This is a genomic window from Neobacillus sp. NRS-1170, from assembly GCF_050468025.1.
In genome coordinates, this window is the sequence record NZ_JBITPF010000073.1 from 1 (window position 1) to 20,262 (window position 20,262).

Genomic DNA, 20,262 nt, shown 5'->3' on the forward strand with positions numbered 1-20,262 from the left:
GGTATTCTACAAAAGTAATCCTTCATTCTACAAATGAGGAATTACTTCAATAAATATTAAGGTATATTCTACAAATTTGTGGTGGTATTCTACAATTTTAGGGGTGCTTCCTACAAATTTGGCTGGGTATTCTACAAAAGTAATCCCTCATTCTACAAATGCATCATTCTTCGCTTTTGTACTCTAAAATATCTCCAGCTATCTTTAAAAACAGTGTTGTCACTTGTTTCATAAAAAGCACCTCACTTATTTATTGTAAAATATCCACAAAAATATCATTACGAAAAAAGGACAAAAAAAAGCGTTGTATTATGATACAACGCCCAAATTGCCATCTTAATATTCTCAACCTTGTGCCTGAGATTCCCTGTCAATCGCTTCGGGTTGTTTTTCCATCCATCCATGTTTAACCATTATATTGAAACAAAAGGCACCAGCCTCTATCGCATGGGTAAATACTTTCGTGTAATTTAATATGATATCCGATCTTAAGCTGGAACCAATTCCTGCACCATAATAGGAAAGGGCTGTATTTACTAAAAAGGCTGCGTGAAACATGATCAATTTGTCGGAAAACGGACTGACTGTAGAATCAGTGATTTCAGCATCCCAATTCTCAGGTGTTGGCAAATGTTCTTGTTTTAAAATATTGCTAAAACTTTCGGCATCTTTATCTGCTAATTTCACATTTTTTAACATAAAGTCATGAACATCTTCCGTCTTTGCCACCTGACTAAATGCCAAACTTAACGACCTGACAAATCCAGTTTTCTTTGAATTAAAGAAAAGGTTGCTGACCTCCGAACTATTGAGCGGTCTTTTGTCTCCAATTAAATCTGAAAGGATCCCTGTTGAGTTCACTAACTCTTTTCCAAGAGGGGAAGGAATAGATGGAACCCTCGAAAAATTTGGTTGAGTTTTAGACAATTGGACTATTTTTTGAAAAAAGTCTTTAGCAGTTATCGTACATTCAAAGAAGTAATTTTGGATGTCTGACCGCTCGCAGTTTGTTACTGCAAAGGCATAAGCAGATAGCCCATGGATCGTCATAATGTAAGAGTAAAAGAGTAAAATTGATCAGAAAATAATCGTGGAGCATTAAGATTTACATCATCTTCAGTAAATCCCATTGGGACTTGGAAATTCTCACTTTTTAAGAATTTGGTGATTTCAGTGATATGGTTTTCAGCCAACTGCAATCCGAATTCTAAAATAGGCTTAATATCTTGGTTTTCAACAATTTTAAGAAAATATTTGTATACACATATTGCCATACTATCGCCTAAATACTGAAGCCAAAGAGCGGATACTTCTGCAGCAGTTAAGGGGTTTTTCTTTGACTTATTAAACAATCCCAAAAGAAATACCTCCAATTTTTCCATCGTTATATTGAGATTATTTTATGGCATTGTTTATGATGTATACGGAATAAGTGGAGGAATTTTTGATTTTGAGAATGCGAAATCTGGTTAATTTTTTTTCATCGAATAGATTAATCATTTAATCCCTTTCCATTGAGAATTTGCTCCACATATTTTTCAACCCTTGATTCTCGAGTTTTGGATTGTTTAGGCTGAGAAAAATGAAGGATATACGCTCTTTGCCGTCCAGGTGTCAAGGCTTCAAATGCCGTTTTCAGGGCAGGGATTTCACCGAATTTATTTTCAAGTTCTTCAGGAATTATGTATTCTGTCGTCTTTTTAAAATCTACTTCCAAACCGGCTTTTTCGACTTCGATGGCTTCATAAATATAGTTTTTCAAGATGGTTTCCATATTAACGATTTCTTGAACATTGGTGAACCGAATCTGGCGCGCCGCCTGTACATTCTCCGTTTGTTGGACAAGAATACCATGGGCATCCTTTAACAAGGCCCCTTTGTGAAACAGAAGCGCACAATATTCTTTAAAGCCATGTATTAAAACGATATTTTTATTCTTAAACGTGTAACAAGGATGCATCCATTTATATTCTTCAGTCAGCTCACAGTCAAGAACGATATTTCGCAGCTTCTCATATTCGTCCTTCCACTTTTTTGCTTTACTTAAAAATTCATCAACCTTACTATTTGTCATCCAGGACACCCCTCATTTTTACTTCCGCCAAAAAGTGGAACAGTCTGCTTTATCCAAAATATTAAACTCGATCATTCTCTCAAGTAAGGCGAAGTCAACCGGACTGCTCCACGGGAGACGTACCAGCCCCTTGGTGTGACCATAGCCAGCCTGCACAATTTCATCAGAAAAACGATTAATCCCTGCCTCTTCAGGGGCAACAGCCAAATGCTGCTTGGCAACGCTAAAGCCAATAATATAGGTGCCGTGATCGGTAAACATAGGCTGATTCCACTTAATTTCTGGCATTAAATGCGGATATTTTTTAGCTACCCATCCTAATATTTCTTCCGTTCGCTCCCGATGCTGCGGGTTATCAATACGCGCTAAGAATTCTGCAAAAACTTCCATGTTGTTCCCTCCTAAAATGTTGTTGGTATAAAAAAGAGGATACAGTACATACTATATCCTCTAATCTTTAATCTAAACTTCTTTAGTTATATCATACTGTAACAATTGGCCATGGTCATAGAATTTCTCAAAAATAATCCCCATTAAATAGAAAAATAATAAGCCAAAACAAATGTGAATGATGGTAAATGTACCTCCAAATGAAGCAAATTCATATACAATAACCGGTAATTTCGCGGTAGTCCAAACTCCTAAAAAAAATACAATGTAGCGTATGCTTGCTCCTTTTTTTAATAAAAGTGCTGCAATCGGAAAAGCTACGTAGAGGGGGCCAGCTGCAATTACGCCTAATAATAGGGAGAACAAAATGCCATAGATGCCGGATTTTTCTCCCATATATCTAATTAGTGTTTCTTTCTCCACCCATTTATCTAGCAACCCTACGAATATTAAGACTGGAGGGAGTAGAAAAAGCATATCTAAAATGCTTTTTCCGGTTAATTGAATTGCTTTCCATCCCACCGATTGGTTTATAAAGGTAAGGATCATAAGACCAAATAACAAAATCAAAAAGAAACGATATCTTTTTAATGTATTCATCCCATCACCACCCAAATAATATATGAAAATAGTAGAGACATTAACATTGCAGAAGCGTTGCGAGCATAGGCAAAGCTGCGCCCGAATATCTTTTGTTCCATCGGTAACGATGTGATGCCTACGGACATTAATGTAGACATTAATACAGCTACTTGGGGAAGTCCTGCTCCATTTTGGACTAACGTATGTCCAAGAGGAAAGACAACAAAGCTTGGAACTAGGGCAATAGATCCGATAAATGCTGAATAAACAATACCTGTCAATCCAGATTTTTCTCCAATGATGGATGAAATGAAAGATGGAGTTAATATGGATAGTGATAGTCCAACGAAAAGCATAATGGATAGCATGTCAGGTAAAATATTTCGAAAGCTTTTCCAGGACTTTGATAGAGCATCTCTAGTTTTATTACGATCTTTTATAAAAGAAATACTCAGAAGAAGAATCGCTAAAGCGTAAAGGATCGCACCACTAATCATGATCGTACCCCTTCCATTCTTTGTATTTATTTAAGAAAAAGGATAAATTCTTCATTTTTTCTTCAATATCTATTTGAAAATCATCTAATTTTCTTTTTCCAACTGGAGTAATTTTGTACATCTTGATCGGCTTATCTTGTTCAGATGTGTCCAAATAAGACTCAACAGCCCCTTCTTGTTCTAAGGTTTTTAAAGTGCGATAAAGAATGGCACTATCAATTGGATTGATGGGAAGCTGTTGTTCACATTTCTGCAGAAGTTTCCCTCCATAGCTATCTCCCTCTGTTAAAAAAAGCAAAAGAAAGGCACCTGTATGTCTCCCTGTATGTTTCATGAAATTGAAAACCTCCTTTAATATCTTACTGTTAATAACAGTATACTGTCATCTACAGTAATATGTCACTAACAGCATGTATTTTTTTTAAAAAATAAAAGGTACACCTCCATGTATGAGCGTGTACCTTAAAAAATTATCTATTCATCTCGCGTTGTATCTCCGGATGATTCATAAGAATGTCATTTCCGTAATAATAACTAATGGCCAGTGTAACAACTAGACCGATATAGATGAAAAATAGCTGTGCTTTTGTTTTTTTATCCGTTTTATAATAGGTTTCCGTTGTCAGTACTTCCTTTTTATACGCTGCTAATTTTCCTTCTAATTGCTTAAGAATCCCCTCAATAACTTGCTGATTGTTGCTGCTATCATCTTCACTCATAGAAAAGGTACCGGATAAGTGTTGAAGATAAAGCTCCTTTTTCATCTTTTCAATTTCCGAATTCAGTTTATTGAGTGTTTCGATTATCTCCCGGCTCGTGACTTTCCATTTTGCCTTGCTGGCCATTTCTTGGATGGAATCTAAATCGTGTGATTCATGTTTTAATTTTACTAGTAAGTGCTCAAGTTCTTGGACTTCCAGTTGGTCGTCCTTTAACCTTTTTTGTCTTTTATATAATTTATACCATTCCATTGAGCCCAGGATGACGATAAAGAATCCGAGGAAACTAATATTCATGACGGAATATGCCAATAATAAGATGATTCCTAATCCCCACAGCTTGGTACTAATCCCTGCGGCGATTCTTCCGCCATCTAATGGGGTGATGGGGATTAAATTAAATAAATTGATCATCGCGCCCAATATAATCAGCAGGGCCCAGAATGGTTCATGTGTGTATAAATACAAAGGAATGGCAGGCAAAAAGGATAATAATCCAAATAGAGGCCCCATGTAGGCGACATATCCCTCATCTTTTGCATTTTTTGGCATTTCCTTCATTCCAATAACTGCCCCCATAAAAGGAATAAATATAGCTGGGCTTACAGGCAGCTTAATCCTTTTAGCCGCATACGCGTGTCCCATTTCATGGACAAACAGTAGGTAGACTATAGCTACTGCAAACTTCCAGCCAAAAATAAAGGCATAGGCTCCGAGCGTAATAAACATGCTCAAAAGCGTTTGCAGCTTAAGAAATTTAAAAACTACTAAAATATATTTTAATTTACCTAATAATAAAACTCCGATTGTTCCTAATATTCCCAAAGAGGTTTTCTTTTTTTTCACATAAACATCTCCTTTTGTAGAAGAAAATGACGCCGTATGTCTATTATACAAGAATATATTGGAAAGATGCTTTAGAATTAATTACGATCAAAATGGAAGGGATTTTTGGGGAAAAAGTCTACAAATGGAAGGTTTTTAATCATTGTGGAAGTACTTCTCACTTTAAACAAGTTATTAAATAAACTATAATTATCGTATAATAGAATTAAATAACCTTAATACAATAGAAATAGTAGTATTTGAGACAGAAAAGGTGTGTTACTTGGTCGCGCCTCAGTTTGGTGTGCCGCTGCATCTTTCTGCAAATTTCAGGAGAAAAGGTTGGTAAAAATGATGAGCATAAACGAAACGAAAACAGACGTCATTTTAATCGGCGCCGGAATCATGAGTGCAACTTTAGGAACACTCTTGAAAGAATTAGCACCGGAAATGGAAATTACTGTGTTTGAAAAGCTCGCCAACGCAGGAGAAGAAAGCTCTAACGAATGGAATAATGCGGGAACAGGGCATGCGGCACTGTGCGAGCTTAACTACACCGTCGAAAAACCAGATGGTTCTGTAGATATTAGTAAAGCGATTAATATTAATGAACAGTTTCAGGTCTCCATGCAGTTTTGGTCTTATCTTGTAAACAGCGGGCTGATCCAAAATCCAGAGGAGTTTATCAGACAATTGCCTCACATGAGTTTAGTACATGGGGAAGAAAATGTAACTTTTTTAAAGAAGCGATTTGAAGCGCTGTCAAACAATCCCCTATTTAAAGGGATGGAATTTTCCGATGACCATGACAAACTGATTGATTGGATTCCGCTTATTATGGAAGGCCGTACCTTGAATGAATCGATTGCGGCAACCAAAATCGATTCAGGAACAGATGTTAACTTTGGCGCTTTAACGCGCATGTTGTTCGACCACTTAACGAAGCAGAACGTCGAATTGAAATACAATCATCAAGTTGATGATATTACCCGTACGAGCGATGGCTTATGGGAATTGAAAGTGTGGAATATGGCTACTGGAAACATCGAACGTCATACTGCCAAGTTCATCTTTATTGGCGGCGGGGGCGGAAGTCTTCATTTACTGCAAAAAACCGGTATTCCTGAGTCAAAGCATATTGGAGGATTCCCTGTAAGCGGACTATTTATGGTATGTAACAATCCGGAAGTTGTCGAGCACCATCATGCAAAAGTATACGGTAAGGCTAAGGTTGGTGCACCGCCAATGTCTGTACCGCATCTTGACACAAGATTTATCGACAATAAAAAATCGTTACTATTTGGACCATTTGCCGGTTTCTCACCAAAGTTCTTAAAAACGGGCTCCATGATGGATTTGGTGACTTCCGTAAAACCGGATAATCTCGTAACGATGTTGGCTGCCGGTGCAAAAAACATGTCATTGACTAAATACCTGATCGAACAAGTAATGTTATCGAAAGAACAGCGCATGGAAGAGTTGCGTGAGTTTATCCCGAGCGCGAAAGCCGAAGATTGGGATTTAGTCGTAGCAGGCCAGCGTGTGCAGGTTATCAAAGATACGGAAGCTGGCAAAGGAACCCTTCAATTCGGTACAGAAGTAATCACAGCCGCTGATGGCTCAGTCGCCGCGTTACTTGGCGCATCTCCAGGCGCTTCAACTGCTGTTCACGTTATGCTTCAGGTAATCAACAAGTGCTTCCCGGACCAGATTGCGGAATGGGAAGGGAAAATCAAAGAAATGATACCTTCCTATGGAGTGTCACTAATGAAAAACCCAGAGCTTCTGCAGGAAATTCATACTTCCACGGAAGAGGCCCTTGGCCTGCGTGAAAAGGAATTGGTCTATAGTTAAGTAATTAAAGCAAAGAACCTTTGATCCATCCTTGGATTGGGGGTTCTTTTTTTATTTTGTGGTTGGGGGGGACAATTAGGAACGTCTAGTGTCCAGGGGCACGGATATTTCGGGATAGAGGGAATCAGCGGCCCAGTCTGATGCCCTTAAACAAGTTGAGGATTGGAATTTTAAAATTGAAGCGGTTCTACTATTTGTTCCCCATTCATCCCCATGTAAATGGCCTTTTTTTCGGTAATATTTACGTTATAGGTTTTAATTCCTGCGTTAGCAATCTCTCTTAAAAAGTCTAAAAAGGGAAGTGTAATGTTTGCGATTATTTGTATTGCCTGATTTCTATCAAAGTGATTTGAAATCACAAAATTAACCTGAGGTTCAGTTTTTAGCTCTGTGTGCTTGCCTTTGTATGTGGCTTGACCAGTGGCAACATTAATATCGTATTCAACAATTCCGATTTGAGATAATTCCTCCAAAAATTCTGCAAAACTTGTCTTACCAGTGCTTCTTCTTTCAATAATCTCATGAACCTCTTTTTCTGTTATTTTGTCACTCATGATCCGTTCCTCCATCTAGAATTTTTCTTCATCATTTTAACCGTAAAGATAGTTCTTATGCCTAAAATAGTAATGATCAGAGGACACGACAGCCGGAAAATCTAAAAATGTTTAATAGACGGTTTCTATGGGACAAAAGCAAGCGCCCAATTCTTTAAAATGTCCCATAGACGGATTCTATGGGACAAAAGCAAGCGCCAAATACCTTAAAATGTCCCATAGACGGGTTCTATGGGACAAAACCATGCACCAAATACCCTAAAATGTCCCATAGACCGTTTCCAAGGACATAACCCCCCATAAACCAAAGAACCGAGTCCGCAATAAGGATAATCGCTGTAATTCGCATCTTTCAATAAAAAATATTTTTAAAAATCTTTCGTCCAAAATGAACCATTATTCGGTCTAATAAAGTAGATAACAAAAAGGGATGAAAAAATGACTTTATCTGGAAAAGATGGCATCTTGAATGAAAAGTTATTTATTACATTATTTGAGACACATAAAGATTCAATATATAGGATGGCCTATTTGTATGTGAAAAATCAAACTGACTCCTTGGATATTGTCCAGGAGGTGGCCTATCGCGCTTTTAAAAACAGAAAAAGCTTAAAGGAATTGAGTTATTTTAAGACCTGGATCATGAAAATCACCATCAACGCATCCATTGACCTTCTAAGAAAGAAAAAGAAAGTGGTAGAGCTGCATTTTACTAGTGAACTAGGAACACAACAAACAGAGGAAAGGTACTCTGATTTATTGTTACATGAGCTGCTAAATGCATTAGAGGAAGATGAAAAAAAGTTGATTTTTCTAAAGTATTATCAAGAATACACATTCCAGGAAATTTCGGAGATTGTTGGCTCACCAATCAGTACAGTAAAGTCTAAAATTTATCGGGCATTGGAAAAAATTCGTTTGGAGCATCGAAAGGAGGAGTTTTCATGAACAAGATTCAGAGTGAACTAGAAAAAATTCAAATTCCAGATGAAGTGATGGATCGTATGTATAAAGGGATCGAACAAGCAAAAAGGGAAGAAAAGGATACCAGGGTCTCAAGCAAAAGAAAGAAGCTAATCGGGTCATTAGCTGGACTTGTAGCGGTTGGAGGATTGTTTTTTGGTTCTACCTTTGTCTCCACCGCAATGGCTGAGGTGGCAGCAAAGATTCCGTATTTAAAAAATGTATTTTTGAAAGACGTAGATAAAGAGGGTGCAAAATCCGTTTTTGCTCTAGTTCGGGAAGAGGGCCTAAAACGCGGATACGAGGTGAAAGGAATAAGGGTGGGTGGATTTTTTAAAGAGGAAGATCCCGATAAAGTAGTCGTCCATCTAGCAAGCAAAGATTATAATGAAAAAACAAAAATGGATGCTGAAAAGCTTACGAAAGAGATGCTCGCCGCGAAGGGATATTATGCAAAGTCGATAGAGGTTCTCCCGTTTAAAGCTGATTTCTATGCATCCATGAGACGAATAAATAGAATAGAGATTGAACAAGCAAAAGAAATTCAAAGCATTCTTAAGAAGAAAGGTTATCGTGTCGATTTCGTTGGACAAATCTTCAGTATGAAAAAAGTTTTAGTGGTTATTCCGGAGCAGGAGCAACGAGTGGATGAAGTTCGGGATATCGTTCGAAACTATTTAACAAAAAAAGATTATGCAGAAGATTATCCAATTGATATTCGAACTGTGGATTTGAACAATGTGGACCAGGATACGAAACTAGAAAAAAATCTTCATTCGATTTTCGAGGGACTAGTGGCGAAGAAAGAAGAGTACAAAGTCAATTCTTTCACCTACTCTTCGAAAAATCGGCTTGTCATTACTATCGAGACCTCGCTTGAAAAAAGGACCAAAAGCTAAAAGAGCAAATTCGAAAAGAAGTTTCAGCACAACTAGACAAAGAATACAAAAAGCCTTACACCATTAACATGGTAGGCTTAGAAGAACTGAAACCAATTGGGGAGTAAAAGAGGGCCAATTTAGGAATCTTCGGCACTGCTTACATTTGAAACTTTTATTTTACCAGAATTGATATTGGTGAATGAGTTTATGCAGCCATCGCCAAAATTAAAATTGCCGCCGATGATCGTGCTATTGGCGGTATGGCTGTTTTGATAAGTTGCACCGAAATTAATGTTGGCATTATTTATTAGTGTTCGCACCTTAAATTGGCCAATATTGATTGAGCCTGCCATTTCTATCACCATCCTTATTCCATATTATTTTAAAAAGAGGCTTGTGATTGTCCACATGCCCAACAAAAATACGTTACTAGCCTTTTTTCAGCTTCTTCACAATCAGTATTAGAAAGAATAATAAAGGAATGTACCCGTAATTTATGATAAAGGCTATTTTCCCCGTATAATCGACGAGGGTGTGAATTTGCTGCCGTGTCTTAAAAAAATTAATGGTGATTAATACGACAATTGATATCAGAAAAACCCCATATTTTTGCTTTAAATTCGTCACTCTTTTTAAAATCCGGCTGGCACACCATAGACTAATGCAAACACTTGGGAGAATCACAAGATTCCAATTGGCGATTCCAATGAATTCAAATCTCTCTACAAAAGGCATTTCGACTATTTTCCACATCGTTAAAGTGGGCCAGATGTACCTTTTCAGCTGTCCTTCTGAAAAATAAGCAAACGTTATTACAGAAAGATAAAGATATTGTAAAGTGGTAAAAGACACACCATAATGAACCCATTTCTTTGATTTTTGCGGTTCTTTGATATACGGATAAACAAACAATAGTACCTCAAAGCCAAGGTAAGTAACGGACATTTGATAAGATGCCTTGACCAATTCTATTATCGAGTGATCAAGGATGGGAAGCAAGTTTTTAAAATCGGCATATGGTACTGTAAACAAAAAAGTGAACATTAAATAGGCAGGGAAAATTGTTCCGAAGAATGCCACCCCTGTCACGGTCCTGAACCCTCCAAAAACAATGTAAATGGCTAAACCACAAAAGGCTAGGGCATACCAAAAGGTACTCATATCCTGAAATACCCATACTTGAATAACCTCAATAAACGTTCTAAGTGTGGTGAGCATGATCAGGATAAAATAAACAACGAATGGGAGAGACAGCAGTTTGCCAATTATCCTTCCAAATACGAAAGTATGGGCTGTCACGATATCTCCATTAGCCGTTTCAGCAATTTTATACATAACCCATACCATGACATGAATACTTAAACCGGCAATAAGAACGGAAATCCATCCATCATATCCTGCAGATTGAGCGATTACGCGCTGAAAACCAAGGACTCCTACGCCAAACTGCATTTGATGAATGATAAAAAAAGCTAAAAATGGCGATATTTTTGCTTTTTCAGGTACAGTGTGTTCCATAGCGCTTCCTCCGGTTCCTATTCGTTTATGCTTCTCTTCCTTGGTGTACTACGAATAGGGGGTGTGTCCCTATAGCTTCTAAATTTATTTTTTCCTTGTATGGAAGAATTATCAATAAAGATTAGATGTGCAGAAGTGAAAAAGGAAAAAGGAGAAATGTTTTAAAAAAAATCTGCGAAAGAAATCTGACAGATTTTTATTATTTAAGATTTTCTTTTGGGCAACATCTTTGACATAAAGGGATATAATGGTCTAATTCCACGCTGGTTTTGATAGCTTCTTTGCTATTTAACCCGTATTGTTTTCCAACTGTTAAACATTTCCTATTAAGGTTCCCAACTTCATCTTCAGCTATCCTGATCCATTAGCTGAAGAAGATTAGAACGGTACTGAAGGCATACCCTACATTACTGTGCACCAATTGTCGGAAGGATTCATTCAGTTTCTGCTATTCTTTGGATGAAGGGAGGTCAGATGATGGATTTATTGAAGAACATGAATGAAGCATTACAGTATATTGAAGAAAACCTTAATCAAGAAATTGACTTTAAGGAAGTGGCAAAATTAGCTTTCTGTTCCGAATACCATTTTAAAAGAATGTTTTCTTTTCTTGCGGGGATTACGCTATCCGAATACGTTCGAAGAAGACGACTTACTCTTGCAGCGTTTGAACTGAATAATAGTAACTCAAGGATTATTGATGTTGCTATTAAATACGGGTATAGTTCACCAGATTCTTTTGCCAGGGCTTTTCAAGTTTTGCATGGTGTAACACCATCAGAAGCTAGAAATAATGGTCAGTTATTAAAAGCCTATCCACGAATGACCTTCCAATTATCCATTAAGGGAGGAAATGAAATGAATTACCGAATTGAAGAAAAAGAGGCATTTAACATAGTGGGTATCACGAAAAGGGTACCGATTGTTTTCCAAGGCGAAAACCAAGAAATCACTGCTATGTGGAAAACATTGAATACGGAGAAGATAAATAAACTTAAGGAATTATCTAATGTTGAACCGAAAGGGATCATTCAGGCATCTATTAACTTTTCAGAAGGCCGTATGGAGGAAAAAGGTGGTCTGGATCATTATATAGGAGTTGCGACAACGAAAGAGTGTCCAGAAAATCTTTCTACACTAAAAGTTCCTGCCTTATCTTGGGCTGTATTTGAGTCCATAGGTCCTTTTCCCACTACACTGCAGGAAACATGGGGACGTATTTATTCTGAATGGTTTCCGTCTTCAAACTATCAACAAACAGAAGGACCTGAAATTTTGTCGATTAAAGACAAAGATTTAACTTTACCAACTGTAAAAAGCGAAATATGGATTCCAGTTTTGAAAAAATTCGAAGCCCAAAAATAAAAAACCACTCAGAGTGGTTTTTTTAATCGCGCATTGCTCCTGCCTCTCGGGAAGTCATGGCACCTTGTCCTTGGCTTACATCGCTTTGAATTTCTTGTTTTACCTTTTGCGCATCAGTTCCAGCAGATGCTGTTGCTGGCTTCATATTAGAAGCTATATTACTTGCTTGTTGATTCTGTTGCATACAAATCCCCCCTCAAATTATGATTTAACAATCTTATTATTTACAAAAAGACACGCGGTATATCCCGAGAATTTGAGTGGGTCCTATGATTTTTTTCCTATTCAAAGGAAAAACTAAGAGCTAGTATGTGCACTTTTAATAGGGGAATGTCAGTATGGTCGTATTTTCTTTTTCAATTGTACTTTTTAATTGCGTTGCCTATAAAATGAAAAAACATCTTACCAAAAATCAAATTGTTCATATTTGGGCGTTTTCAATGATATTGGAAATTCTGTTTGATATATTCATCGATGAAAAAACAAATGGATACTGGTATTTTTGGAAAGGGATTGATTGGACAAATGTCATTGCATATACGATTCTCATTCCGCCTGTATGTGTGACATTTTTAAACTGGTATCCTTTTAATGGTTCGATGTTTAAAAGGGCACGGTATATTATCTTTTGGACCATTTTCCTTTTGATATATGAATTATTGTCATTACTTCCTCAACCTTGGGGATATTTTCACTACGGCTGGTGGAAATTGTTATATTCAGCTATTCTTGATCCCATTTTACTAATCATTTTACTGGGTTACTACAAATGGATCTGTAGAATTGAAAAAAGTTAAAAACAAAGGACTGCCTCATTATAGGCAGTCCCTCAATTGTTATCTGTTAAGCTCTTTTCTTAAAGCGTCCTACTAGAGGTACTACAATGATACCTGCTACTGCGACCTGCAAAATGTTGCCGGGGACGGAACCAAATGGCTGTACCCAGTTACCGTATAGAATCACTTCGGCAAAATAGTAGCCAACCACTTTTATGATCAGTGCAGTTGCAACTGCCAGCGTATGAACAACGACTCTTTTGCCAGGTACTTTTTCGGAAATAAGTCCGACTACGAAGCCCATTGCACCTACGATGACAAAGGTAAACGGTGACCAGATGGCCCAACCCGAGATAACGTCAAATAAGCCCATACCGAAGGCACCTGCGATGGCACCTGTTTTTTTGCCGTAAACCATGGCTGCTATGAAAAGAGGCACGTTACCCAAATGGATTAAACCTCCGTTACCCATTATTGGGAGCCTTATATTGATGAACATCGTGGCTACCAAGGTTAACGCGATGAAAAGTGCATTGATGACTATGGCTCTAGTTTTAGATGATTCTGTTCGTGATAATGTAGTATTCATATGATGACCCCTCTTTTTTTAAAAATAATATCATACAATCGTACATTTAATAAATATAATATTTTTTATTACAGAAGGAGCTAAGCGAATGAAGGTATCTTATATCCTTGATGTTCTCATTGGAATCACACATCCTTTATATGAATGGAGAAGCATTGATACACGGAGAATTGATACCCATATCCATGAATTGAAAAAGCTGCCCTGGTTTCAAGAATTATATCAGGAAGAAAAGTATCGAAAATTAATTGTGATGAACTATAGGACCCGACGATATCTAGATAGCCCGTTTCGCGTTAAGAGATTAATGAACAGCTCCAAAGCGCAGTTACATTTTCTAAAATTGCTTAACAAACAAATCGAGAAAAAAGCTAGACAGCCTAAAGATAATTTCTTATTTTAATCGGGTGCAAGAGTTGAGGATTGTCACTTGCTTATTTAGGTTAGTCGAAGGAAAGGAGGAAAATGTCTTTCATAAGGCGGATGAAGGGCCGCTACTGATGTTTAATAGCTGAAGTAGAGGAAGGACTTTTCCAACTTTTAAAGAACTCCCTATAATAACCTTTATAAAGATTGGGTGGTAATTATAGGAAGACAGCTGAAAGCAGACATTGATGACCAAATTAAAAAAAGTATAACCGAGAGACTTCGTGCCGCAGGTTGTGTTTTTGCAGAAGAAGAGGCTCGGCTTCTTATTTCTGAGGCACAAACATTGGATGCCCTCTCCACTATGGTCAGTCTTCGAATCTCAGGTACCCCGCTTGAACATGTCCTCGGTTGGGCGGAGTTTTGCGGCAATAGGATAGCAGTTAGCCCAGGAGTTTTCGTCCCGCGCCGCCGTACTGAGTTTCTCGTCCAAAAGGCAGTAGCCCTTTCTGAACCCGGGGTCATCGTCGTTGACCTTTGCTGTGGTACTGGAGCAGTAGGTGTCGCGATAGCAAAAGCCCTGGAGTCGATTGAGTTGTATGCAGTAGACATCGATCCAACCGCAGTAACCTGTGCCCTCCGCAATGTTACAACCGTAGGTGGCCTTGTTTATGAAGGGGATCTATATGAGCCGCTGCCTGCCAAACTACGCGGAAAAGTTAATATCCTAGTAGCAAATGCCCCTTACGTTCCTACTGAGGCAATCCAGCTGCTTCCACAGGATGCGCGTCTATATGAACCAAAGGTTGCGCTTGATGGAGGAAATGACGGACTAGATATTCAGCGAAGAGTAACTAAAGAAGCATCACTCTGGCTCGCTCCTGGAGGTCATCTATTAGTTGAGACAAGCGAAAGGCAGGCGCCTCAGAGCGTTGAAATCTTCACCCATTTCGGGCTGATCCCTCAGTTGATTCGCTATGATGACCTGGATGCTACCATTGTAATTGGAACCAAACCCACCAAATTAGAATAACTGAGTAATCCCCGTGACATTGTCAGGGGATTTTATTATGAAAAAGAGCTGCCCCAAAAAGGACAGCTCTCAAACGAAATAATACTAGTACTTGCATAGGAGTTTAGCAAGTTACATTAATAGTAACGACAAAGGATCAATAATAGTTTAGCCTTTTGAAAAAAATTTTTATTCTATTTTTCATGATTCAAGATAGTAACATAATACTTTTGCCAAATTTAGCAGATAGTAAGACCAAACTGTTGAATAAGGGTGTTTCTATTGCGCGTTGCTCTGTGCTTAACTCTTGTACTTTGCTGCTGGAAATTTGGAGATGTTAAAAACTGGAGAAATTATTACTCCACTATTTTATACCTTATTGTAAATAATTTATTATATAGCTACTTTGTTGGCGACAAAAATGTTCTATGGAAATTGGAACCTGATGTCTTATTAAACACTTCCTTTTCATTTTTGGTTCAAAACTTTATTAATTTTCCATGTATCGTAATTCTGTTTTTGACCTATTTACCTAAGTCTCCAAAGAAAGTAATAACCTATTTATTAATATCGGGATTCATTCTTGTTGGTATTGAAACCATAATGTTTATTACTGGAAAAGTCACGTATCATAACGGTTGGAATTATTGGTGGTCTGTTGCCTTTAATTTCTTATGGGCTATTATGCTGAGATTTCATTACCTAAAGCCTATTCCTGCTTGGGTGGTTTCGTTTTTAATTACAGCATTTTTTATTATTTACTTTCATGTTCCATTGCCTAAACACTAAACTCTTTCCTCCATTGCCAAACTCGACAATCTTTTACTGTATATTGATGAAAAAAAACCAGTAATGATACGGGTGGAAGCCATATTTAATTAAACGTTTGATTAAAGGCGAAAAATAGGGAAATCTATTGAATTCTGTTAGAATTTAAGAAGTTAGTCATTTTTACTAGAATGTTGTTGATTTTTCTTGTATTCCTTCAAACAATTTTCACAAGCCCATCATCACAAAAAACAGTCAAAAGCGCGGTTATTACCGTATTTAATCAAACGATTGTTTAGTATAGCACATACGGAATTTCATCGAATATGCTCGATGGGTGTAGAAAAACCAATGCTTTACGTTTTAAGGTTATTTTTCAACAAATTTTTTGCTTGTTCAGGAACAGAAAGCTTTATTTAACCGTGTTCTCAGCAATTTTAATCAATCGTCTGATTAAAATCGAATCCGGTAGAAATGAATCGGATTATGCAAGTTTTAGGAAGTTTTAACAGCTTAGAGAGGATAGTTAATATGCTAAAAGAAGTTTGTGTAGAGAATTTTACATGGGTTCCTCAAGCTATTGAAAAAGGGGGCCAGCGCATTGAACTTTGTGACAACCTAGCTGTTGGCGGCACTACCGTCAGTCACGGGGTAGCTGCCAAAACGATTTCCTATTGTCACTCGAAAAATATACAGGTAATGGCCATAGTCAGACCCAGAGGCGGAAACTTTATTTATTCGAGGGAAGAAACAGAGATCATGCAAAATGATATCGTCCATTTGAAACAGCTGGGGACAGATGGGGTGGTGATTGGCTTGTGAACCATCGGGTGAACCGAATTTTAACACATGGAGGGCCAAGCTTTAAACCAATTGAAGATAACCTAAGCCGTTTGAAGGAATACGTGGATTATGCAGCTGACAGAATCATTATTCTGCCTGGCGGAGGAATTACCGACAAAAACCTAAATCATATTGCAGGCGTGTTAAATGTAAGTGAAGTACACGGAACAAAAATTGTGGGGGAGCTTTGGTAGATGGAAAAACCCGACCTTCCTGTTAAGGGAAATCAGGTTTATTCTTCCAACTCCGTAAACCGAATTTCAGCTACTTTCCCCCAATTCGAAAAAGCATACTCAACTGCTTGGCAAGATATTGCGGTGTATAAGGCATATCGTTACGCAGCCAAGACACAATCGTACCGATAAGGGCAGAGGAACCATACCAGATAGCCACATCCCTTTGAATACCGGCAGCATCGCGAAAGGAGCTGCTCTCTGTTCTCTTTGTTATGGCTTCCGTAAGAATTTTTAATAACCTCTCTGTAAAAATGGGTGTCCTTCTGGTACCAAGAACCACTTTATAGAATTTAGCATTCTCGGCTATATGTTCAAGCAGGCTTTCGAGCATCAACGAATCGGTTTCACCGGTGGATTCCTTATTAGTTGAACTCCTCATAATATCCTCAATATCCTCGGCCATTTCCTGCGCCATTTTCTCCAGCATGTCTTGAATGTCACGATAATGCAGATAAAACGTAACACGGTTGATCGTTGCACGTTCTGCAATCCGATTAACGGTTATTTTATTTAGTTCCATCTCCTGAAGCAAATCTATTAAAGCCTCCTTAATTAATTGCCGCGTCCGAAGTATCCGAGGATCGACGCGTGCATTTTCATCCGTCATGTCTAATCACCTTTCCCTCTAATTGGAAATTTACAATTATTCCAGTTGTGTCTATTATCTTCCGTATTAACAACATAACTCACAAAAGTGATAACTAATATACACTTCGTCAGGAATTGTCTGTTGTCATTACCAACTATCTAACTATAATATAATTTATACAATGTTAATTATTCAACACGTTGTAAAAAAGTTCACATAAATGTTAGAAAGGAAGGAAAATGGATTGAGCAAAAATTCTATTACAGACACCAATTCCATAAAAAAAGGTCCTATCATGTTTATCTTGATTTTGGGAGCTTTCATAGCAACATTAAACCAAACACTCATGAGCGTCGCCGTTCCTGAACTGATGGTCGACTTTAACATATCAGCCGCAACTGCACAATGGTTAACAACAGGTTACATGCTGGTAAACGGCATCTTAATTCCGATAACGGCCTATTTAATGCAGCGATTTACAACCCGTGAGCTTTTTCAAGCTTCCATGTTTATATTTTTAGCAGGAACAATCGTATCGGCTTTAGCAACCGGATTTCCGGTCTTGTTAACCGGTCGTTTGATTCAGGCTGCAGGTGCTGGAATCATTATGCCGCTGCTTACGAATGTCATTCTGACACTATTCCCTACAGAAAAAAGAGGAGCAGCCATGGGAATGGTCGGACTTGCGATCATTTTCGCCCCTGCGATTGGGCCGACACTTGCCGGCTACATTATGGAAAATTACAAATGGGAAACAATGTTTTATGGAATGATTCCCTTTGCTGTCCTTGTCATAATATTGGGCTTCATTTATCTGCGAAATGTATCAGATCGAATTAAGACAAAATTTAATATTCTGGCTGTCACCCTCTCAACGATTGGTTTCGGGTCATTACTTTATGGTTTCAGCCGAGCTGGAAGCCTTGGATGGTCCAACTCGGAGGTGCTGATTACCATTGCAGTTGGCGTCTTGGCCCTTGTCCTTTTTTCATGGAGGGAGCTGAAGTCAAAAAATCCACTGCTGGATTTGCGGGCGTTTAAGTACAATATGTTCACTTTAACGACCATCATCAATATCGCCGTGACAATGGTGATGTATGCCGATATGATGCTGCTGCCGCTATACCTTCAGAATGTCCGTGGATACACACCGATAGAATCAGGTCTTCTCCTTCTTCCTGGAGCATTAATCATGGGATTCCTGATGCCTGTTACCGGCAAGCTGTTCGATCGCTTTGGCGCGAAATGGCTGGCCGTTATCGGAATGATCATTACTATTGCTACAACGCTTGGCTTTACAAACTTGACTGACTCAACAAGTTTTACCTATTTAGTTCTCATGTCAACAGGGCGCAGAATTGGGATGGCCTTGATGATGATGCCTATACAGACCGCTGGTTTAAATCAATTGCCACAGCAGTTAAATGCACACGGAACGGCCATATCCAATACCATCCGGCAGGTTGCCGGGGCAGTCGGTACTTCGCTTCTGGTTACGGTTATGACAGACCGTACAAAATCACATCTGCAGGATATGATTCCAACTGCAGCAGCGAAAGGCTTGACCCAAGTGCAGATGATTAAGGAAGCCTCTATACAAGGTATTAATGATGCCTATCTTGTCATTGTCGGAATCGGCATCATCGGATTACTTCTTTCCTTCTTTATCAAGAAAATTAAACAGACTTCCAAAGTGGAGTCCAAGGCCCAGTTAAAAAAGGCAATAGCAAACGAAGCTTAGAAAAAAATGAATCTAATGGGAGGAATAGATATGAGACTTGAAAATAAGGTAGCGGTAGTAACGGGTGCTGCATCTGGTATGGGTAAAGCGATTGCTATTCTTTATGCGAAAGAAGGAGCGAAAGTAGTCGTTTCTGATATAAACATAGAAGCAGCCAATAAAACAGTGGAAGAAATTAAGTTAATTGGAGGGGAAGCCATAGCGGTGATGGCCAATGTTGGGAAAGAAGAAGATATTCAAAACCTGATTGACACTGCCGTTGATACTTTCGGAACCTTAGACATCTTAGTCAATAATGCTGGCATCATGGATAACTTTGAACCTGCCGGTGATATAGACGATGAGAAATGGGAGCGTATTTTTGCGATAAATACGACAAGTGTTATGCGAGCAACACGCAAAGCCTTGCCGATCTTTTTAGAAAAACAATCCGGCGTGATTATTAATGTTGCTTCGGCTGGCGGACTTCAAGGCGCGAGAGCTGGGGCCGCCTATACGGCTTCCAAGCATGCAGTGGTTGGTTTTACAAAAAATACGGGATTCATGTACGCAGAAAAAGGTATTCGTTGTAACGCGATTGCACCAGGCGGAGTGGAAACAAACATCGGTGCTTCTATGACGGGTATTAACGAATTCGGCATGGGACGCATTCAGGCTGGATTAGGAATAAATCCACGTGTGGGTAAACCAGTAGAAATTGCCAATATAGCTCTTTTTCTTGCTTCTGATGAATCAAGCTTTGTGAATGGAACCGTTATTACCGGGGATGCAGGCTGGACAGCGTATTAATTTTTATAAAGACCGTCGGGGATTTTGCCCTGACGGTTTTTTCTTGGTGGGGATCTTGGTTTCCATTTTTTGACTAATTGTCCGAACGGTCCGAAAAATTATCCAAAGAGGTCCAAAAAAAGTCCAATGTACTTAAAAAAAAGTCCAATGTGCCCTCAAAAATGTCCAAAGCATATGTGTAGGGATTAAACTTATGAATTCATTTTTCCTTTTTTTGGTTAAAGGGACAAAACTATTAAAAAAATAGACAAACTCCTTAAAAAAATAGACAAAGTGTCCTCAAAAATGAACAAAACACCCCAATAAATAGACAAAACCCCCAAAAAAATAG

23 protein-coding genes and 2 pseudogenes are annotated in these 20,262 nt (G+C 38.4%); 11 read left to right on the forward strand and 14 right to left on the reverse strand.

Translation table 11 applies throughout. The features are described 5' to 3' along the window. Positions 1–345 precede the first annotated feature (345 nt). From ACIFOT_RS26625 to ACIFOT_RS26660, 8 genes and pseudogenes are all read right to left on the reverse strand, one after another. A complete protein-coding gene (locus ACIFOT_RS26625; RefSeq protein ID WP_430070348.1) occupies positions 346–861 on the reverse strand; it encodes a DUF3231 family protein in 516 nt (171 codons plus the stop codon). A 78-nt stretch (positions 862–939) separates the two neighbouring features. After that, positions 940–1,382, reverse strand: a pseudogene (locus ACIFOT_RS26630) (DUF3231 family protein); the annotation flags it as partial. Positions 1,383–1,492: 110 nt separating this feature from the next. Next, a complete protein-coding gene (locus ACIFOT_RS26635; protein WP_430070209.1) occupies positions 1,493–2,074 on the reverse strand; it encodes a YdeI/OmpD-associated family protein in 582 nt (193 codons plus the stop codon). 18 nt (positions 2,075–2,092) lie between these two features. Further along, entirely contained in the window at positions 2,093–2,464 is a 372-nt protein-coding gene (locus ACIFOT_RS26640; RefSeq protein WP_430070212.1) for an iron chaperone, read from the reverse strand. 72 nt (positions 2,465–2,536) lie between these two features. After that, positions 2,537–3,064, reverse strand: a complete 528-nt coding sequence (locus tag ACIFOT_RS26645; protein WP_430070215.1) for a permease — start codon at positions 3,062–3,064, stop codon at positions 2,537–2,539. After that, entirely contained in the window at positions 3,061–3,543 is a 483-nt protein-coding gene (locus tag ACIFOT_RS26650; RefSeq protein WP_430070218.1) for a hypothetical protein, read from the reverse strand. Before ACIFOT_RS26650 ends, ACIFOT_RS26645 begins: the two co-directional genes overlap by 4 nt. Then, the gene (locus ACIFOT_RS26655; protein WP_223594700.1) at positions 3,536–3,877 is read right to left on the reverse strand and encodes a PadR family transcriptional regulator; all 342 of its coding nucleotides are present in this window, start codon (positions 3,875–3,877) and stop codon (positions 3,536–3,538) included. The genes ACIFOT_RS26650 and ACIFOT_RS26655 overlap by 8 nt, the downstream gene beginning before the upstream one ends. Positions 3,878–4,013: 136 nt before the next feature. Continuing rightward, complete coding sequence (locus ACIFOT_RS26660) at positions 4,014–5,108, reverse strand: site-2 protease family protein (RefSeq protein ID WP_430070221.1); 1,095 nt, start codon at positions 5,106–5,108, stop codon at positions 4,014–4,016. Positions 5,109–5,441: 333 nt separating this feature from the next. On the opposite strand from ACIFOT_RS26660, the gene ACIFOT_RS26665 reads away from it, so the two are divergent. Further along, positions 5,442–6,941: a malate:quinone oxidoreductase gene (locus ACIFOT_RS26665; RefSeq protein WP_430070351.1), complete on the forward strand. Its 1,500-nt coding sequence runs from the start codon at positions 5,442–5,444 to the stop codon at positions 6,939–6,941. Between the two features lie 170 nt (positions 6,942–7,111). Here the strand turns inward: ACIFOT_RS26665 and ACIFOT_RS26670 are convergent, their stop codons facing one another. Continuing rightward, positions 7,112–7,495, reverse strand: a complete 384-nt coding sequence (locus ACIFOT_RS26670) for a DUF1398 family protein (RefSeq protein ID WP_430070224.1) — start codon at positions 7,493–7,495, stop codon at positions 7,112–7,114. Positions 7,496–7,933: 438 nt separating this feature from the next. Here ACIFOT_RS26670 and ACIFOT_RS26675 point away from each other — a divergent pair, with 438 nt between their 5' ends. Together ACIFOT_RS26675 and ACIFOT_RS26680 are read left to right on the forward strand one after the other, a co-directional pair. Then, the gene (locus ACIFOT_RS26675; RefSeq protein ID WP_430070227.1) at positions 7,934–8,443 is read left to right on the forward strand and encodes a sigma-70 family RNA polymerase sigma factor; all 510 of its coding nucleotides are present in this window, start codon (positions 7,934–7,936) and stop codon (positions 8,441–8,443) included. Next, the gene (locus ACIFOT_RS26680; protein WP_430070230.1) at positions 8,440–9,357 is read left to right on the forward strand and encodes a hypothetical protein; all 918 of its coding nucleotides are present in this window, start codon (positions 8,440–8,442) and stop codon (positions 9,355–9,357) included. The genes ACIFOT_RS26675 and ACIFOT_RS26680 overlap by 4 nt, the downstream gene beginning before the upstream one ends. 119 nt (positions 9,358–9,476) lie before the next feature. Here ACIFOT_RS26680 and ACIFOT_RS26685 read toward each other — a convergent pair whose 3' ends face one another. Both ACIFOT_RS26685 and ACIFOT_RS26690 read right to left on the reverse strand, forming a co-directional pair. Beyond that, the gene (locus tag ACIFOT_RS26685; protein ID WP_430070233.1) at positions 9,477–9,692 is read right to left on the reverse strand and encodes a spore germination protein; all 216 of its coding nucleotides are present in this window, start codon (positions 9,690–9,692) and stop codon (positions 9,477–9,479) included. Between the two features lie 76 nt (positions 9,693–9,768). Beyond that, positions 9,769–10,857, reverse strand: a complete 1,089-nt coding sequence (locus tag ACIFOT_RS26690) for a GerAB/ArcD/ProY family transporter (protein ID WP_430070236.1) — start codon at positions 10,855–10,857, stop codon at positions 9,769–9,771. Between the two features lie 477 nt (positions 10,858–11,334). Between ACIFOT_RS26690 and ACIFOT_RS26695 the strand changes: the two genes are divergently transcribed. After that, positions 11,335–12,222 (forward strand): AraC family transcriptional regulator, encoded by an 888-nt coding sequence (locus tag ACIFOT_RS26695; protein WP_430070353.1) that lies wholly within the window; start codon positions 11,335–11,337, stop codon positions 12,220–12,222. A gap of 22 nt (positions 12,223–12,244) precedes the next feature. On the opposite strand, the gene ACIFOT_RS26700 is transcribed toward ACIFOT_RS26695, so the two are convergent. Continuing rightward, positions 12,245–12,406: a hypothetical protein gene (locus ACIFOT_RS26700; RefSeq protein WP_430070239.1), complete on the reverse strand. Its 162-nt coding sequence runs from the start codon at positions 12,404–12,406 to the stop codon at positions 12,245–12,247. A gap of 154 nt (positions 12,407–12,560) precedes the next feature. On the opposite strand from ACIFOT_RS26700, the gene ACIFOT_RS26705 reads away from it, so the two are divergent. Beyond that, positions 12,561–13,019: a hypothetical protein gene (locus ACIFOT_RS26705; RefSeq protein ID WP_430070242.1), complete on the forward strand. Its 459-nt coding sequence runs from the start codon at positions 12,561–12,563 to the stop codon at positions 13,017–13,019. Between the two features lie 46 nt (positions 13,020–13,065). Here ACIFOT_RS26705 and ACIFOT_RS26710 read toward each other — a convergent pair whose 3' ends face one another. Continuing rightward, entirely contained in the window at positions 13,066–13,587 is a 522-nt protein-coding gene (locus ACIFOT_RS26710) for an ECF transporter S component (protein WP_430070245.1), read from the reverse strand. A gap of 88 nt (positions 13,588–13,675) precedes the next feature. Here ACIFOT_RS26710 and ACIFOT_RS26715 point away from each other — a divergent pair, with 88 nt between their 5' ends. The 4 genes and pseudogenes from ACIFOT_RS26715 (at position 13,676) to ACIFOT_RS26730 (ending at position 16,770) form a co-directional block, all read left to right on the forward strand. After that, positions 13,676–13,990: a hypothetical protein gene (locus ACIFOT_RS26715; RefSeq protein WP_430070248.1), complete on the forward strand. Its 315-nt coding sequence runs from the start codon at positions 13,676–13,678 to the stop codon at positions 13,988–13,990. A 207-nt stretch (positions 13,991–14,197) separates the two neighbouring features. Next, complete coding sequence (locus tag ACIFOT_RS26720) at positions 14,198–14,986, forward strand: putative protein N(5)-glutamine methyltransferase (RefSeq protein WP_430070356.1); 789 nt, start codon at positions 14,198–14,200, stop codon at positions 14,984–14,986. Positions 14,987–15,238: 252 nt separating this feature from the next. Next, on the forward strand, positions 15,239–15,754 hold the full coding sequence (locus ACIFOT_RS26725; protein ID WP_430070251.1) for a CBO0543 family protein: 516 nt from the start codon (positions 15,239–15,241) through the stop codon (positions 15,752–15,754). Between the two features lie 510 nt (positions 15,755–16,264). After that, positions 16,265–16,770, forward strand: a pseudogene (locus ACIFOT_RS26730) (copper homeostasis protein CutC). Between the two features lie 70 nt (positions 16,771–16,840). On the opposite strand, the gene ACIFOT_RS26735 reads toward ACIFOT_RS26730, so the two are convergent. Further along, a complete protein-coding gene (locus tag ACIFOT_RS26735; protein WP_430070254.1) occupies positions 16,841–17,419 on the reverse strand; it encodes a TetR/AcrR family transcriptional regulator in 579 nt (192 codons plus the stop codon). A 202-nt stretch (positions 17,420–17,621) separates the two neighbouring features. On the opposite strand from ACIFOT_RS26735, the gene ACIFOT_RS26740 reads away from it, so the two are divergent. Further along, complete coding sequence (locus ACIFOT_RS26740; RefSeq protein ID WP_430070258.1) at positions 17,622–19,142, forward strand: DHA2 family efflux MFS transporter permease subunit; 1,521 nt, start codon at positions 17,622–17,624, stop codon at positions 19,140–19,142. A 30-nt stretch (positions 19,143–19,172) separates the two neighbouring features. After that, positions 19,173–19,931, forward strand: a complete 759-nt coding sequence (locus tag ACIFOT_RS26745; RefSeq protein ID WP_430070261.1) for an SDR family oxidoreductase — start codon at positions 19,173–19,175, stop codon at positions 19,929–19,931. Positions 19,932–20,262 lie beyond the last annotated feature (331 nt).

Coding starts and splice junctions, on each gene's coding strand:
- ACIFOT_RS26635 (WP_430070209.1), bottom strand. CDS start 2,074: ATGACAAATAGTAAGGTTGATGAATTTTTAAGTAAAGCAAAAAAGTGG.
- ACIFOT_RS26640 (WP_430070212.1), bottom strand. CDS start 2,464: ATGGAAGTTTTTGCAGAATTCTTAGCGCGTATTGATAACCCGCAGCAT.
- ACIFOT_RS26645 (WP_430070215.1), bottom strand. CDS start 3,064: ATGAATACATTAAAAAGATATCGTTTCTTTTTGATTTTGTTATTTGGT.
- ACIFOT_RS26650 (WP_430070218.1), bottom strand. CDS start 3,543: ATGATTAGTGGTGCGATCCTTTACGCTTTAGCGATTCTTCTTCTGAGT.
- ACIFOT_RS26655 (WP_223594700.1), bottom strand. CDS start 3,877: ATGAAACATACAGGGAGACATACAGGTGCCTTTCTTTTGCTTTTTTTA.
- ACIFOT_RS26665 (WP_430070351.1), top strand. CDS start 5,442: ATGAGCATAAACGAAACGAAAACAGACGTCATTTTAATCGGCGCCGGA.
- ACIFOT_RS26670 (WP_430070224.1), bottom strand. CDS start 7,495: ATGAGTGACAAAATAACAGAAAAAGAGGTTCATGAGATTATTGAAAGA.
- ACIFOT_RS26675 (WP_430070227.1), top strand. CDS start 7,934: ATGACTTTATCTGGAAAAGATGGCATCTTGAATGAAAAGTTATTTATT.
- ACIFOT_RS26680 (WP_430070230.1), top strand. CDS start 8,440: ATGAACAAGATTCAGAGTGAACTAGAAAAAATTCAAATTCCAGATGAA.
- ACIFOT_RS26685 (WP_430070233.1), bottom strand. CDS start 9,692: ATGGCAGGCTCAATCAATATTGGCCAATTTAAGGTGCGAACACTAATA.
- ACIFOT_RS26690 (WP_430070236.1), bottom strand. CDS start 10,857: ATGGAACACACTGTACCTGAAAAAGCAAAAATATCGCCATTTTTAGCT.
- ACIFOT_RS26695 (WP_430070353.1), top strand. CDS start 11,335: ATGGATTTATTGAAGAACATGAATGAAGCATTACAGTATATTGAAGAA.
- ACIFOT_RS26700 (WP_430070239.1), bottom strand. CDS start 12,406: ATGCAACAGAATCAACAAGCAAGTAATATAGCTTCTAATATGAAGCCA.
- ACIFOT_RS26705 (WP_430070242.1), top strand. CDS start 12,561: ATGGTCGTATTTTCTTTTTCAATTGTACTTTTTAATTGCGTTGCCTAT.
- ACIFOT_RS26710 (WP_430070245.1), bottom strand. CDS start 13,587: ATGAATACTACATTATCACGAACAGAATCATCTAAAACTAGAGCCATA.
- ACIFOT_RS26715 (WP_430070248.1), top strand. CDS start 13,676: ATGAAGGTATCTTATATCCTTGATGTTCTCATTGGAATCACACATCCT.
- ACIFOT_RS26735 (WP_430070254.1), bottom strand. CDS start 17,419: ATGACGGATGAAAATGCACGCGTCGATCCTCGGATACTTCGGACGCGG.
- ACIFOT_RS26740 (WP_430070258.1), top strand. CDS start 17,622: ATGTTAGAAAGGAAGGAAAATGGATTGAGCAAAAATTCTATTACAGAC.
- ACIFOT_RS26745 (WP_430070261.1), top strand. CDS start 19,173: ATGAGACTTGAAAATAAGGTAGCGGTAGTAACGGGTGCTGCATCTGGT.